Source organism: Paenibacillus xylanexedens (assembly GCF_007676705.1).
Taxonomy (GTDB): Bacteria; Bacillota; Bacilli; order Paenibacillales; family Paenibacillaceae; genus Paenibacillus; species Paenibacillus xylanexedens_C.
This window is the reverse complement of record NZ_VEBF01000004.1, coordinates 211,502-224,945: the sequence shown is the minus strand read 5'-3', so window position 1 is coordinate 224,945 and position 13,444 is coordinate 211,502. Positions and strand designations below refer to the sequence as shown.

Genomic DNA, 13,444 nt, shown 5'->3' with positions numbered 1-13,444 from the left:
GAGATTCAAATAACAGTGGGCTGAATCTATTTCAGTTCACTACATAAAAATATTGCGTTCAAATGGAGGATGCACGTGAAAGAACACATCTTTCTCCCCAAGCCGGTTTTCCCCAGACATGTATGCTTTCCCGATTTTATTGGAGGGTACAGTGACTTTCCGAAGCATCATGTGAATCGGGAATATCGAACGAAAGATATCAACTTGAATCATTGCTATAACCTGCACCTTGTACTTGACGGTAAAGGATTCCTGGACACTGGAACCACTTGTTATGAGCTAACGCGTGGACAGGGATTCCTCTATGGTCCCGGTCTTAGACAAACCTACTATTCAGATTCGGATGAGCCTTGGAATATTCGTTGGATTCACTTTTACGGCGTTCGTCTCGAAGAGCTGTTAAATGGAAAAGGAGTTGACGAGCCGTGGCTGTTTCAATGTTCCAACCTCCCGGTGATTACCAAGCTGATGGATCGATTACTGGAGCTAGGAAGAGGCTATCAAGTGGAGGACGAGCACAGTGTGGCAGCTACACTATATGAACTTCTGACCCGATTGCAATCCGCAGCGAGCCGGATTAATGTTTCGTTAAATCACACTTCCGAGCGAATTCGTGAAGCAGGGAATTATATTCGTTCCCATAGTAACGAGCACATTACACTAGACCACGCTGCCGGGATTGCCGGATACAGTACAACATACTTTAGCCGAAAGTTCAGTCAGACGTTTGGAATCTCTTTCCCGGAATTCCTCTTGGAATCCAGGCTACTACATGCGAAACAGCTGCTTGCAACAACCAACCTTTCCATTAAACAAATTACGCTGGAAACGGGATTTTCACAGTCAAGCTACTTCATCCGATGTTTCAAAACCCAGGAAAACGTAACGCCTATGCAATTCCGTATGATGCACAATCATTCGTTATAGGCACGGCACGTATTTCTTGATCAAGCTGACGTAAAAGAAGACTCTGCATACAACATGCAGAGTCTTCTTCGCTCATTTTTCATATATGCTCATTTGTATCTTCGTCCTCGTCAGCCTTATATTCCAATATATCTCCAGGCTGACAATCCAGTGCTTTACAGATGGCATCCAGAGTGGATAAACGGATCGCTTTCGCTTTTCCTGTTTTTAATATGGAAATATTGGCGATCGTGATCTCAACTCTCTCTGCAAGCTCGGTAACCGTCATTTTCCGCTTTGCCAACATCACATCAATATTGATTATAATGGCCATATATTCACCTCAGACCACTAGGTCATTTTCTGATTTGATATCAATCGCTTCCTGCAACAATCTTTGGAGCACAGCGGAAAACACGGCAATGACCAATGAAGCAAAAATAGGAACCATTCCCATAAGAATGAGACCTGGGGCATCATCTTTCTCTGCTACAACATACACAAATGGCAACATCACAAAATAAAGACTACTGATTACAATAGCACAATATTTTATTGTTTTTAAGGATTTCACTGACATTAGAGAGAACGCTTCATTCTTGTCGATATAGCTCAGCAGACGGAATGCCTGGTACAGTGCAACGATAAACGGAATGACTGATACATACATCATGATCACTATGGGGTATAGTGCACCTGCATAATTCGGATTCACCGGATTGTTCGCTAACCAGGGTATGCCGAATATACATAAGGCAAGGATGGGAACACCAATAAGAAACACAGCCAATTTTAAAAAGATGGTTGTACCTCGCTTCACAAAAAAGCACCTCACTTGTTTTAAGTGATATGAATTTATCATATTATTTATCGTTTTACAATAAATTTTTATTGTTAAACAGATTTCATTTATTCTTTTATCCCTTAAGAAAAGATAACGTAAAATCTGCCCCTCTTTGCTTCAGTTCTGCTTGAACATAAAAAAAAGCCCAAAGATAGTCATTGAATGGCTATCTTTGAACTCGCTCACGTACGCCAGAACAGTCCGGCCTCATCCCGTTCAACCTGCTCGAGTACATTCTCAAAATCGGAACAAGGCGTAATAACATCTACCGGATTCCAGCTGCTCTGTTCATCTCTGGCATAGACTTTCCACTGATTTTCTTCCCAGTAAAATCGGGCTATGTGCATCTTGTCCCATTGATACCGTTCCTCGGCAGGTCTTTCTTCGGTCAGGATCAGTTCATTGTCATTCAACTCATATGTCAACTTCACCATCGTACGCAGTGGCGCAGGTACCTTCTCGTGAATATAACCGTTCATCACCGACTGAATTCTTCGTAATGTAAACGAGTCCAGCATGGAGATTCACATCCTTTCAGCAAAATACCACCCTTTGATCATTTTACCAACTGGATTTCGTTACGCCAGGAATCTGACCTTGATGAGCCAGTTCTCTGAACTTAATTCGAGATACCTTGAACTTGCGTAGATAACCCCGCGGGCGACCTGTCACTTCACAACGGTTCTTCAAACGAGTTGGAGATGCATTCCGGGGCAATTTCTGTAATGCTTCATAATCCCCTTTTTCCTTCAGCTCCCGGCGCAGGTCCGCATATTTTGCCACGATCGCCTGACGTTGCTTCTCACGTACCACTTTAGATTTTTTAGCCATGAATGACAGCTCCTTTATCCATTGAATTTATTTTATTTATCTGAACGTGGTTATATAGCGCTACTCTCAATGCAGAACATCATCTTCCAAGTTAAACGGCTTCCACAGGCCATGGCAGCGGATTGTCGAAATGACCCCAATCGGCTAGCATTTCTTCATCACTAAGCAGGCACTGGTCCAGCTCGTCTTCAATGCTCTCACGCTCCATTTCGATCCCGATCATGACAAGCTCCGTCTGACGATCTCCCCACTGGGCATCCCATTTCTCCAGAACATCCGGTTCGTTACGTAAAATCTCTTCTTTGTCCGCTTCCGGCAACGCCGCGACCCAATGTCCCGCAGGACCGAACTGAATGGATGGCCCTGCCTGACTGAGGCTTGCAGCAACATCCCCTTCAGCCGCGAGCCATACTAAGCCTTTGGCACGTACAACTTCTTCCGGCCAGTAACTCATGAACTCAGCCAGACGGGAAGGATGGAATGGCTTTCTGCGGCGATAAACGAAGGAAGCAATCCCATATTCCTCGGTTTCCGGTGTGTGCGACTCCTTCTCCAGTTCCTGAATCCATCCAGCGGACATGCTCACCTTCTCGAAATCAAAACGGCCTGTATTCAGAATCTCAGACGGATTCACCTGTCCATTCTCGGTCCGAATAATCTTGGCGTTAGGCTGTAACTTGCGGATGATACCTTCGAGCTTGTTCAGCTCGGTTTCATCGACCAGATCACATTTGTTCAGCAGCAGTACATCACAGGTTTCGATCTGATCGATCAACAAGTCTACGACGTCACGGGTGTCCTCATCTCCGGTCGCCTGATTACGATCCAGAAGACTCTGTCCTGATCCAAAATCATGCCAGAATCGATTGGCATCCACCACCGTTACCAGACAATCCAATCGGGCCAGGCGAGTCAGATCAATACCCGACTCCTCATCGGCGTATGTAAAGGTCTGTGCAACTGGAACAGGTTCACTGATTCCGGTGGATTCGATCAAAATATAGTCATACTTGCCTTCGTTCACCAGCTTCTCAATCTCTTGCATCAGATCATCCCGCAAGGTGCAGCAGATACAACCGTTCGACAACTCCACCAACTTCTCTTCGGTTCGAGACAAGGTTGCCTCCCCCTTGACCAGCGCAGCATCAATGTTCACCTCACTCATGTCGTTGACAATCACCGCAACTTTGAGCCCTTGTCTGTTGTTCAACACATGATTCAAAACCGTCGTTTTCCCTGAACCGAGGTAACCACTCAGTACGGTTACCGGAACTTGCTTTTGTGTCATAGATCTCTACTCCTTATATGTGCAGTCTGTGTAATTCAGACTTTAATAGTAATTATTACGATTAACAACAATGACTATAATCCTGTTAGACGGTCGTTGTCAAACTATTTTTGATTCAACCTGCAAAAAAAAAACAAAAAAAAGGCTGATGACCGGCCCTTGCACTTTCGCATCCTGAGGATACGTTTTGGCAAGAAGTGAGTCATAAACCTCCTCTGTAAATGGTGGCAATACTTGCGGGATAGGCTAGACAGCGGACTATACCAATATAAATTAGAAGTACGCCTGTAGCGCGACAGATTCAACAAAGCTATATAGATTGAACTGAACATTTACACGAAACGGAGAGGACAGAAATAACCTGAAGAAGCGGAGCGTTCGCCTACAAGCTTTCTGCAAGAAAGCTACATCGGAAGCATACGCTATCCCCGGATTTAACCTTTATATAAAGGGATCAAAAAAATCTGGGGATAACAGCGATCGGAAGGTTGTTCTGTCATCGGAGTGATCCGTGTAAATGTTCTTTAGTTCAATTTATACAGACACCACAGATGCAGCCTTATTCCCGGCTTCCATGCGTTGCCTGAATACCAACACCAGAAGCATAGCGGCAATAGAGAGCAACGTGCAGATCATAAACATGGTCGAATATGAACTCACCTGTACAATGAATCCCATCGCAAGTCCTCCCAGAGAGAATCCAAGGTCATACGAAGACATGAAGATCCCCATGAGTACATATCTGGAATCCGCAGGCAGCACAAAAGACAAATATGTGGTTAATGTCGGGTACAACAGTGCCAGGGCAAAACCGCTGAACACCGCGGAGAGATACACCAATGGCCCGATGATCTCCATTAAGCTGAGTAACTGGGTTCCCAGTGCTGCACACAGCATTAACCCTGCCATCAGCCAGGTATTCCAGCTACCGTCGGACGGAATTTTTTTACGCAAAATAAACCTGCACAGGATCACAACCAATCCCTGTATCGTCAGAAATACCCCTGCACTCGCCATTCCGGTGGATACCATATACAGGGGAAGAAAGGTCGCTGTCGCCCCAAAGACGCAGGACGCAAACAACATCACCACACTGCTAATCAGCAGTGGCGTACTGCGCCAGATGCCGCCGAATGAACGAAACATATCGCCCAAGGTGTACGATTTGTTCTGTACGGTACTCCGCGGCAAATCCACATTATATCCAATCAGAAGTGGCAAAGCCGCCAGTCCGATTATCAGCAGCGTAAACGCCAAATCACTGGCATTTTCCCAGATTTGTATGGCGAGGATCGGAATGACCAGAGAAGGAACCATCGTAAACAGGGTGTACATGGACAGCCCTTGTGCCCGGTCTTTGTCCTCCAGCTTTTCCACAATGCCTGCCTGCATCGTCATGGAGAAAAAGGCCGTAGCTACCCCTTGCAGGGCCCGCAACCACAGATACGTCTCCACACCAAAAACAACAAACAGGAGCAGCGTGCCCGCATGCAAAAGCAATAGCCATTGCATCACACGAAGCGGCCCATGCTTACCCAGCAACTGCGCTGCAAAAGGTCTCAAGAGCATACAGGTGAACATATATGCCCCCATCATCAGACCAATCTCAGCCTGATTTAATCCAGCGGCCTCACTTCTCAGAGGCAGAATAATCGTCAAAGCTGAATTTGCCGCAAAAAATAAAAAGGCCAGCATATAAAACCGGATAAACGAAAAGGATACCGGATTTAATTTTCCATTGGATGTTGCCGTCATTGAAGCCTTCAAACGTTCGTCACCACTTTCTCTCCTGGCAGTCAACTCACAGATGTACCTGTCACGGGTCTACGCCGTTCATAGGCAAAAACGATCATTACCGCTCCTAGGATAGCACAGATCATGTACATAAATGAATAGGAAGAGAAGTCAGCGACGGGTCCCATAATCACACCACCCAGAGAAATACCCAGATCAGCCATCGCGATAAATAACCCGATCAGGACGTTCCTGTTCAGCTTAGGCAACACAAAAGACAAATAGGTCGTGAGCGTCGGATACAGAATGGCTTGAGCAATGCCCATGAATATAGCCCCGACATAGAAAAAGACTACGCCTCCTGTCACCGAAAAACTCACACATTGGGCAGCAACGGCCAAAAGAAACAGGGTACCCATGATAAAAGGAGAATGCCATCTCCCATCAGAAGGAATCCTTTTCCGGAGCATGATTCGAGCCAGCACAACCGTCCCGGCCTGAAGCATCAGATACACACCCGCACTCCCATTTGGTACTTGGCTCGCATACAGCGGAATAAAGGTCGTAATTGCACCAAATACAACGGAAGCAACAAGCATCAATACACTGCATCGAAACAGAAACGGATTTTTCACCAACTGAGCAAAGGATTCCCACATACTCACGTTCTGCTCCGAAAGATTCTCAGCAGGTTGCTCCTTGCTTGGTTCCATTTTGGCGGTATATCCGAAGACGCCCGTACAGACGGCAATGCCGATCAGAACCACTGTAAAATAATCCATACCACCCGTCTGCCAGATTCCTAACGCGATAACAGGCCCCACGATCCCCGGTATATAACTGAACAGCGAATAATACGAAATTCCCTGTGACCGATCTTTCTCCGGAAGAGCATCAATAATGCCAATCTGCAAGGCCATGGAGAAGAACGCTGTCGATACACCTTGTAAAATACGAGCAACCAAATAACCTCCGAGTCCCGTAAAGGTATATAAAATCAGCGCAAATCCATTGATGACCAGAATCAAACGCAATATTTTGATCGGACCGTGCTTTTGAATAATCCGACCTGCCCAGGGTCTGAAAAACATGGTTGTGAACATATAAGCGCCCATGATCAGTCCAATCGTTGTACCGCTCGCGCCCAAAGACTCCCCTTGCAATGGGATGATCACGTTAAGAATCGAATTGGCACTGAAATATAGAAGAACCAGTATGTACAAGCGCAGAAAAGGCCAAGACATCGCTCCACTCACAATGGGTGTTCCCCCTAAAATGTAATTAAATGCTTCAATAATTTCTTCGCATAGTCTGATTGAACATCCTTTAGCTGCTCAATAGGAACGATCTCTTCAATCTGACCCTCTCTGAAAATGATAACCCTGTCACAGATATAAGCTGCCGCCTGTATATCATGCGTGATAAAGACATAGCTCAGCTTGTAGATTTCCTTAAGCTCTTTCAACAATTGCAGTACCTGAATCTGAACAGACACGTCCAGTGAGCTGATCGCTTCATCGAACACGATGCATTTGGGAGCGGTGGAGATGGCCCTGGCTATGCACACTCTCTGAGCCTCCCCGCCGGATAGTTCATGCGGATATTTGGATCTATAAGAAGGATCCAGTCCAACTTGGTTCAGCAACAGATCCACTTTCTCTAAGTTGCCCTGATCCTTTCGCAGCTTTTGCTGCGCTTGCATAGGTTCCATAATGGCAGCTTCCACATTAAGAAATGGATTGATGGATGACGTATAATTTTGAAAAACGGCGCTGAGGTTACCCATCCGTACACGTCGATCCTGTACGTCTTTACCATCCAGCGAGATCGTTCCACGATCCGGCCGTTCAATGCCGAGAATCAGACGACCCAACGTGGATTTGCCGCTTCCGCTTTCGCCGATGATGCCCAGACATTCGCCATGCCGGCATTCAAAGGTAACCTGATTCAACACCTGTTGTCTGTGCTTGGAGAACAGTCCGCCTTGGTTATATGATTTTTCAATACCTTCCACCTTTAGCATCTATAAGTCCTCCTGCATCAACGCCTTAAAATGATTGCTCAGCTCCAATCGGGTAGAGACCAGATACTGTGTATAGGCATGCTCCGGCTCTGTCAAAACAGAATGCATGCTACCGCGCTCGACGATCTTGCCGTCTTTCATGACCATCACGTCATCTGCAATCTTCTGAACGACGCCGAGATCATGGGAGATGAACATCATGGAACAGCCCATGCGTTCGCGTAATTGAATCAATTGCTCCACCACTTCATATTGGGAGATCGTATCCAGCGCCGTTGTCGGCTCATCCGCAATAATGAGATCGGGCTCAAGCACCAATGCCAGTGCGATCATGATTCGTTGCAGCATCCCACCGGACAGCTGATGTGGATATTGATTCAGAATCTCGCGCGGATGTCTGAGCATGACGCTTTCCATGGCATTGATGATTTTCCGTTCAATCTCGCGGGTATTCCAGCCAAAATGCTGCTGAAGCGTCTCCCGAATATGGACACCAATGACACAGGAAGGATCAAATGCACTCATGCCATTCTGCAAAATCATACACAGATGCTTGCCCCGCTTACGCCGCATCTCCGGTTCCGAAAGCTGGTTCAGGTCTTCGCCCTGAAATAACATTGTGCCCGATTGGCGAATCCATGGCTTGTTCAGTCGCATGATAGCCCTGCACGTAACGGACTTCCCGCTACCACTTTCCCCCACGATGGCCATACAGCTTCCCTGCTTAACTTCGAATGAACTGTTATGAATGATCACTTTACCTGTATTGGTATCCCATACTTTCAAATGTTCAACCTCGACTATATTCATAAGCCGTCTTTCTCACCTCACTTTCGTAAGACTTGTCAGACTTACCTTGAGAGGTCATCAATTTGGGGTCCAGAGCCACTTGAAGGGCATCCGATAGAAAATTAAAAGCAGACACCACCACCACAATGGCCAGGCCTGGTGCCAACATCAATTCAGGTCTGGAGAACATGACTTCCCTCGCCTCATTGAGCATCATCCCCCACTCCGCATGCGGAGCCTGGATTCCAAGCCCCAGAAAGGAAAGGCCGGAGATCTGCAACATCATCGAACACATGGAACCACTGGCAATGACAGCAATATCGGCAAAGGTAACTGGAACAATATGTTTGGTAATAATTCTCAGATTGGGTGTACCGGAGGCTTTGGCGAATTTTACATAATCCATATCGGAGAATTGCATCACAGATGTTCGAATAACGCGGGCAAACCAGGCCCATTTCATCCACACAAAGGCAATCAAAATATTCTCCAGTCCTGCACCCAGAATGCCGACCACCGCCAGTGTCATCACGTATCCGGGGAAAGACAGCATAATGTCACAGACTCTCATGATCCACGCATCCACTTTCCCCTTGAAGTACCCTGCGATGAATCCAACAATGGCCCCGATCAGAACAGACAGACTTAACGCAACCAGAACCCATAACACACTTGGACGGATACCATAGATAAGCCGGGATAATACACATCTGCCCAGATGATCATTGCCTAATAGATAATCCCAGGATGAGGAGGCATAACGAAGCTTCATATTCACTTGTCCAGGATCATGCGGCGCAATAAGAGGGGCGAAAATGCCCGCTATAATCATGACGATAATTACCATCAAAGAGGTCATGGCCAGCTTGTCTTTGCTCAGATTTTTCAATATTCGCATCAGAATTCCTTTCTCAAACGAGGATTCATCGCCGCATTAATGATGTCGGATAACGTGTTAAATAAGACAAAGGTTACAGCCAACATCAGAACATACGCCTGAATAATGGGGAAATCCCTGCTTAAAATGGATTTCACGCTGAGCCTACCGAGTCCCGGCCAGGCAAATACATTTTCGATGACCACCGTACTGCCCAGCACAATTGGGATCGCCATACAAAAGATGGACACGGCCACCTGTAATGAATTTCTCAGAATATGCAGGGTGACTTTCTTCTCACTCAGACCGCTTGCCCTTGCATATAACACATAGTCCTCATTCATATTGCTCAGCATGGAACTTCGAACCGTTCGGAAGTAAATGCCCGTATAACTCACCGTGATTACGATCACCGGTAGAATGTAGCTTCGATACGAGTCCATGCCGCTGGTAGGTAACAGGTCCAGCTTGACGGAAAAATACCAGATCATCATGGCTGCAAGCCAGTAGGATGGCATGGCGGTAAGGAAAAATGATACGCCTCTGACCGATCGATCCAGCAGCTTGCCTTCTCTCATGGCACAGATCACACCCAGCAGGATGGACAGCGCAATAATGAATACCGATGAGACAAGCGTTAACTTCAATGTGTTCATAAAAGCCGGCCCCATCAATGACCATACGGGTTCACCAGATACATAAGAGTTGCCAAAGTCCAACTGCACAACAGCCATGATCCAGTTCACATACTGGATCATGAACGGCTGATCGAACCCCAATGCCTTGTTGGTCTGGGCAATTAATTCCTCTGTGATCTGCGGAACTTCCTGTGCCTGTAACACAACAACCGCCGGGTCCAAGGGAGATAGATTAATCAGAACAAACGTTATAAATGAAATGATAATCAGTAAAGGGATGGTTAACAGAATCCTTTTGACGATATAACTTCCCATATCCATCTCCGCTCTATTTAAAATTCATTTGTTCAAATGGCAGTTCATATTGGGTCTGTTTGAATGAGATTCCATCGAGATTCTCAGGAGCGACTACGGTGACCCGCCCGTTGGTAATCGGAATGAACAACGCTTCATCATGGACGATCTTCATAATGTCGGCATACAGGGATTCGCGTGAAGCCTCATCCGTGGAAACCATGACCGCATCGATTTTCTTATACAGTTCATCTGCTTCGGCAATTCCGCTTGTCGTATGCTTGTATGCCGAATCGGACGTAAATGCCGCAATGGTACTCTGTGGATCATAGGCCAGTCCCCAGGTTTGATTAAAGAGCAGATCATATTCCCCGGTAGCTCTCCGATTCGCAATGGAAGTGGACTCTTCGCCCAAGATTTCAAGCTGAATCCCCAATTCTTTCATGGAATACTGAATCATTTCGGCCTGTATTTTCTGTGAAGACGAGTTGCTGTCATAGTATAATTTCATGGCTAAAGGCTGACCGTTCTTCGTTCTCACCACTTCACCATCTGCCAATGTCCAGCCAGCTTGGTCCAGAAGATTTTTAGCCAATTCCGGATCATACTCCCGTTTCTTAAGGTCTACCTTGGCGTAATTGACATTGGCTGAAAATAGCGTGTCCGCTACGGTCTGCGTTCCGTTGAAAATATCTTTACTGATCGTTTCCCGATCAATGCCCATCCATAGCGCTTCCCGCACTGCCGTTTCCTGAACCGGACTATTCTGGCGACTGCTATTGGCTACGATCATATTTGTATTCATCGCTTCACTTCGAACCACTTGATAACCACCGGATTCAGCCAATTGGTCCATGGCTTCGACATCGATACTATCTGCTCCCCGGTCATCGGTGAACACGAAATTGATTTCTCCTTTTTGCAATGCCAGGAATGTTGTTTCTCCAGCCGGAAGAACCTTGGATGTGATCTTCTTGATTGCAGGTGCACCACCCCAATAGTCTTCATTGGCTTCAAACGTGGCATTCTCTTCGACTTTATGAGCAGTAAGCTTGTAAGGTCCTGTGCCGTGGAAACCACTTACTCCGTCTTTGGTTCCGCCATCCTTGAAATCCTTGGGTGATATGAAGACGTAAGGTCTTGTCATGGACAATTCCACCAGTGCCGGATAATAGGCTTCCGACAGCGTCAGCTCCACCGTATGCTCATCGATTACCTTTACACTCGTGATTTTGGTAGACAGCTTGATCCAAGCATGTTTTTCGGCATTCGCCTGTACTGCATCGATATTTTGTTTAACCGCCTCTGCGTTGAACGGCTCTCCATCATGGAATTTCACATCTTGTCGCAGATGAAAAGTATACGTCTTGCCATCCTCGGAGATATCCCATGATTCAGCCAGCAATGGCTTGATCCCGTCAGGCGTGTTTTCCACCAGAGACTCGTATACCATCCCTTGTGCAGGCATGGAGCCAGTATACAGATGGGGGTTCATATCATTAATATCTTTGGCAGAAGCATAGATAAGTTCCGTTTGTGCTTGGCTATTGGCAGGCTCCGTTTGGGCGCTCTCTGTCTCTTTTGGGCTCTGTCCGCATCCGGCGAGCAGCGCAATGGCAGACACCAGCAATAGTATGGATGTAAAAGTAAAACCCTTTTTCACAACATTTCCTCCTGATGAGCAAATTAAAATTCAAACTTTACACAAGACCACTACGTGGTCAGAACAACCTTCCGATCGCTGTTATCCCCAGATTTTTTTGATCTCTTTTCCAAAGAGAAAATCCGGTGATAAATGCGAACGCTTCGCTTCTTCAGGTTCTTTCTGCCCCCTCCGTTACTGTGTAAAACAAAATTTAATTTGCATTATTTAAATGTAACTAGACCCGACTGCTTGGAAGTCCAGTGCAGATCATGCGGATATCCTCGTCAAAGGATTGGATCACAAAGGCGTCGGACAAGCGCTGATTCGGGTGTGCGTCAGCCACTTCCTGAATTTTCGCCTCATACCTGGCGATAAATTGATCAATGGTTGGACAGCTCACATCGAGATGTCTGGCAATGCCCTGAATGATTTTGATGCGGTAGTAATCTTCCTTGGGCATACGGGGAATATCCAGCTCCCCTTCGCGGTTCATGAACGTTTTACGGAATGGGACTGCTGAAAAGTCGAAATATTTCCCTTCCGAGTCAGGTTCCGAGAATGGATCAATCAATAATGAGGTGTACCGTATGTATAATAAATACTCTTGATGAATGACCTGCAGCTGATTGAAATTCTCGATATCCTGGCGTGATATACTCTCTAATCGAACCGGATAGTTGTCATCCGTCATGAACTGAAGCAGGTTGACTCCCTGAATATCAAGTCGGTCCGTAATATTCATAATCTCCTGCCACTGTGCCCGCATTTCCCGTATCAAAACTTGTGTAATCGGACCTTCAGGATACATCTTGTATACGTACTTCTGAATATCCGAAGCTCCAAAGATGGCTTCTAATGAGAAGTCATTCATGAACAAGGGTGGATGCACGTACAACGAGATATTTCTCGTTTCCGCCTCCAGTGGGGATCGCATCACTTCCAGCGCAACACCCAAACGCTCATAGCCTTGGCATAGCCTACTAACCTGTTCAGACGGGTAACGAGTGGAACCGATATAGACCTTTTTCTTAACCCCTGTAGTAATCACATGATTCGACGGATGTTCGTGCATCCAACGGGTATCTCCAAGATAGGTAGAGAAACTGATCACTTCCGGCGCTGCATTCCGCTCTCTCATGTAATGGGTCACGAGTCGATTCGACCCGAACGTTGGAGAAACCAAAATGATAGATTTCAGTTGTTTGATGAATTCATTTTTCATTTGTTCCAATACATCGATATAAGCATCCGTTGTTACAGCCAAAATGAGTGTGTCCCATTCCCCCTCAATGGTGTCATATCCCTTGAACACATGATCAACGTAACACTCACCTGCGAGCGATTGATGCTTCTCATTTTGAATGCTGACCTGAATACGTTGATTGCTCTCTTCAAGGGCTGCAAATATCGATGCTGAACGAACCGATTGTCTCCCCGCAATGCCTATACAGCAGTTGAGATCATCTTTGAGCGTTACCGCAAGCTGAATGGATGCAGGTCCGGTTCCGAGTATCAGAATTCGCTGAAGATTACTCATATAAGCCTCCTTAATTAATGTTCAACTTGGACTCCATC

Annotated in this window: 14 protein-coding genes; 1 reads left to right on the top strand and 13 read right to left on the bottom strand. The window is 46.2% G+C overall.

Going from position 1 to position 13,444, the window contains the following annotated elements:
* Positions 1–75: 75 nt before the first annotated feature.
* Entirely contained in the window at positions 76–927 is an 852-nt protein-coding gene (locus FS628_RS22330) for a helix-turn-helix transcriptional regulator (RefSeq protein ID WP_145325183.1), read from the top strand.
* Between the two features lie 79 nt (positions 928–1,006).
* On the opposite strand, the gene FS628_RS22325 is transcribed toward FS628_RS22330, so the two are convergent.
* From FS628_RS22325 to FS628_RS22265, 13 genes are all read right to left on the bottom strand, one after another.
* On the bottom strand, positions 1,007–1,240 hold the full coding sequence (locus FS628_RS22325) for a helix-turn-helix domain-containing protein (RefSeq protein WP_145325182.1): 234 nt from the start codon (positions 1,238–1,240) through the stop codon (positions 1,007–1,009).
* 9 nt (positions 1,241–1,249) lie between these two features.
* Positions 1,250–1,726 carry a DUF2975 domain-containing protein gene (locus FS628_RS22320; protein ID WP_145325181.1) on the bottom strand — a complete coding sequence of 159 codons (477 nt, stop codon included), beginning with the start codon at positions 1,724–1,726 and terminating at the stop codon, positions 1,250–1,252.
* A gap of 206 nt (positions 1,727–1,932) precedes the next feature.
* Positions 1,933–2,268 carry a DUF3024 domain-containing protein gene (locus FS628_RS22315; RefSeq protein WP_145325180.1) on the bottom strand — a complete coding sequence of 112 codons (336 nt, stop codon included), beginning with the start codon at positions 2,266–2,268 and terminating at the stop codon, positions 1,933–1,935.
* 43 nt (positions 2,269–2,311) lie between these two features.
* The gene (gene rpsN, locus FS628_RS22310; RefSeq protein ID WP_036605831.1) at positions 2,312–2,581 is read right to left on the bottom strand and encodes a 30S ribosomal protein S14; all 270 of its coding nucleotides are present in this window, start codon (positions 2,579–2,581) and stop codon (positions 2,312–2,314) included.
* 91 nt (positions 2,582–2,672) lie between these two features.
* Complete coding sequence (locus FS628_RS22305) at positions 2,673–3,869, bottom strand: GTP-binding protein (protein WP_145325179.1); 1,197 nt, start codon at positions 3,867–3,869, stop codon at positions 2,673–2,675.
* 534 nt (positions 3,870–4,403) lie between these two features.
* On the bottom strand, positions 4,404–5,669 hold the full coding sequence (cntE, locus tag FS628_RS22300) for a staphylopine family metallophore export MFS transporter CntE (protein ID WP_313958627.1): 1,266 nt from the start codon (positions 5,667–5,669) through the stop codon (positions 4,404–4,406).
* The gene (gene cntE / locus FS628_RS22295) at positions 5,666–6,859 is read right to left on the bottom strand and encodes a staphylopine family metallophore export MFS transporter CntE (RefSeq protein WP_145325178.1); all 1,194 of its coding nucleotides are present in this window, start codon (positions 6,857–6,859) and stop codon (positions 5,666–5,668) included. The genes cntE (FS628_RS22300) and cntE (FS628_RS22295) overlap by 4 nt, the downstream gene beginning before the upstream one ends.
* A gap of 14 nt (positions 6,860–6,873) precedes the next feature.
* Positions 6,874–7,626 (bottom strand): ABC transporter ATP-binding protein, encoded by a 753-nt coding sequence (locus FS628_RS22290; RefSeq protein ID WP_145325177.1) that lies wholly within the window; start codon positions 7,624–7,626, stop codon positions 6,874–6,876.
* The gene (gene cntD / locus FS628_RS22285) at positions 7,627–8,436 is read right to left on the bottom strand and encodes a staphylopine uptake ABC transporter ATP-binding protein CntD (protein WP_145325176.1); all 810 of its coding nucleotides are present in this window, start codon (positions 8,434–8,436) and stop codon (positions 7,627–7,629) included.
* Positions 8,417–9,313, bottom strand: coding sequence for a staphylopine uptake ABC transporter permease subunit CntC (cntC, locus tag FS628_RS22280; protein WP_145325175.1), 897 nt, complete (start codon positions 9,311–9,313; stop codon positions 8,417–8,419). Before cntC ends, cntD begins: the two co-directional genes overlap by 20 nt.
* Entirely contained in the window at positions 9,313–10,245 is a 933-nt protein-coding gene (gene opp1B, locus FS628_RS22275; RefSeq protein WP_133387061.1) for a nickel/cobalt ABC transporter permease, read from the bottom strand. Before opp1B ends, cntC begins: the two co-directional genes overlap by 1 nt.
* Positions 10,246–10,258: 13 nt before the next feature.
* Positions 10,259–11,887 carry a staphylopine-dependent metal ABC transporter substrate-binding lipoprotein gene (gene cntA, locus FS628_RS22270; RefSeq protein ID WP_186327920.1) on the bottom strand — a complete coding sequence of 543 codons (1,629 nt, stop codon included), beginning with the start codon at positions 11,885–11,887 and terminating at the stop codon, positions 10,259–10,261.
* Between the two features lie 217 nt (positions 11,888–12,104).
* Positions 12,105–13,406, bottom strand: a complete 1,302-nt coding sequence (locus FS628_RS22265) for an opine metallophore biosynthesis dehydrogenase (RefSeq protein WP_145325174.1) — start codon at positions 13,404–13,406, stop codon at positions 12,105–12,107.
* Positions 13,407–13,444: the final 38 nt, after the last annotated feature.

Coding starts and splice junctions, on each gene's coding strand:
- rpsN (WP_036605831.1), bottom strand. CDS start 2,581: ATGGCTAAAAAATCTAAAGTGGTACGTGAGAAGCAACGTCAGGCGATC.
- cntC (WP_145325175.1), bottom strand. CDS start 9,313: ATGCGAATATTGAAAAATCTGAGCAAAGACAAGCTGGCCATGACCTCT.
- cntD (WP_145325176.1), bottom strand. CDS start 8,436: ATGAATATAGTCGAGGTTGAACATTTGAAAGTATGGGATACCAATACA.
- FS628_RS22305 (WP_145325179.1), bottom strand. CDS start 3,869: ATGACACAAAAGCAAGTTCCGGTAACCGTACTGAGTGGTTACCTCGGT.
- FS628_RS22315 (WP_145325180.1), bottom strand. CDS start 2,268: ATGCTGGACTCGTTTACATTACGAAGAATTCAGTCGGTGATGAACGGT.
- FS628_RS22290 (WP_145325177.1), bottom strand. CDS start 7,626: ATGCTAAAGGTGGAAGGTATTGAAAAATCATATAACCAAGGCGGACTG.
- FS628_RS22265 (WP_145325174.1), bottom strand. CDS start 13,406: ATGAGTAATCTTCAGCGAATTCTGATACTCGGAACCGGACCTGCATCC.
- FS628_RS22325 (WP_145325182.1), bottom strand. CDS start 1,240: ATGGCCATTATAATCAATATTGATGTGATGTTGGCAAAGCGGAAAATG.
- opp1B (WP_133387061.1), bottom strand. CDS start 10,245: ATGGGAAGTTATATCGTCAAAAGGATTCTGTTAACCATCCCTTTACTG.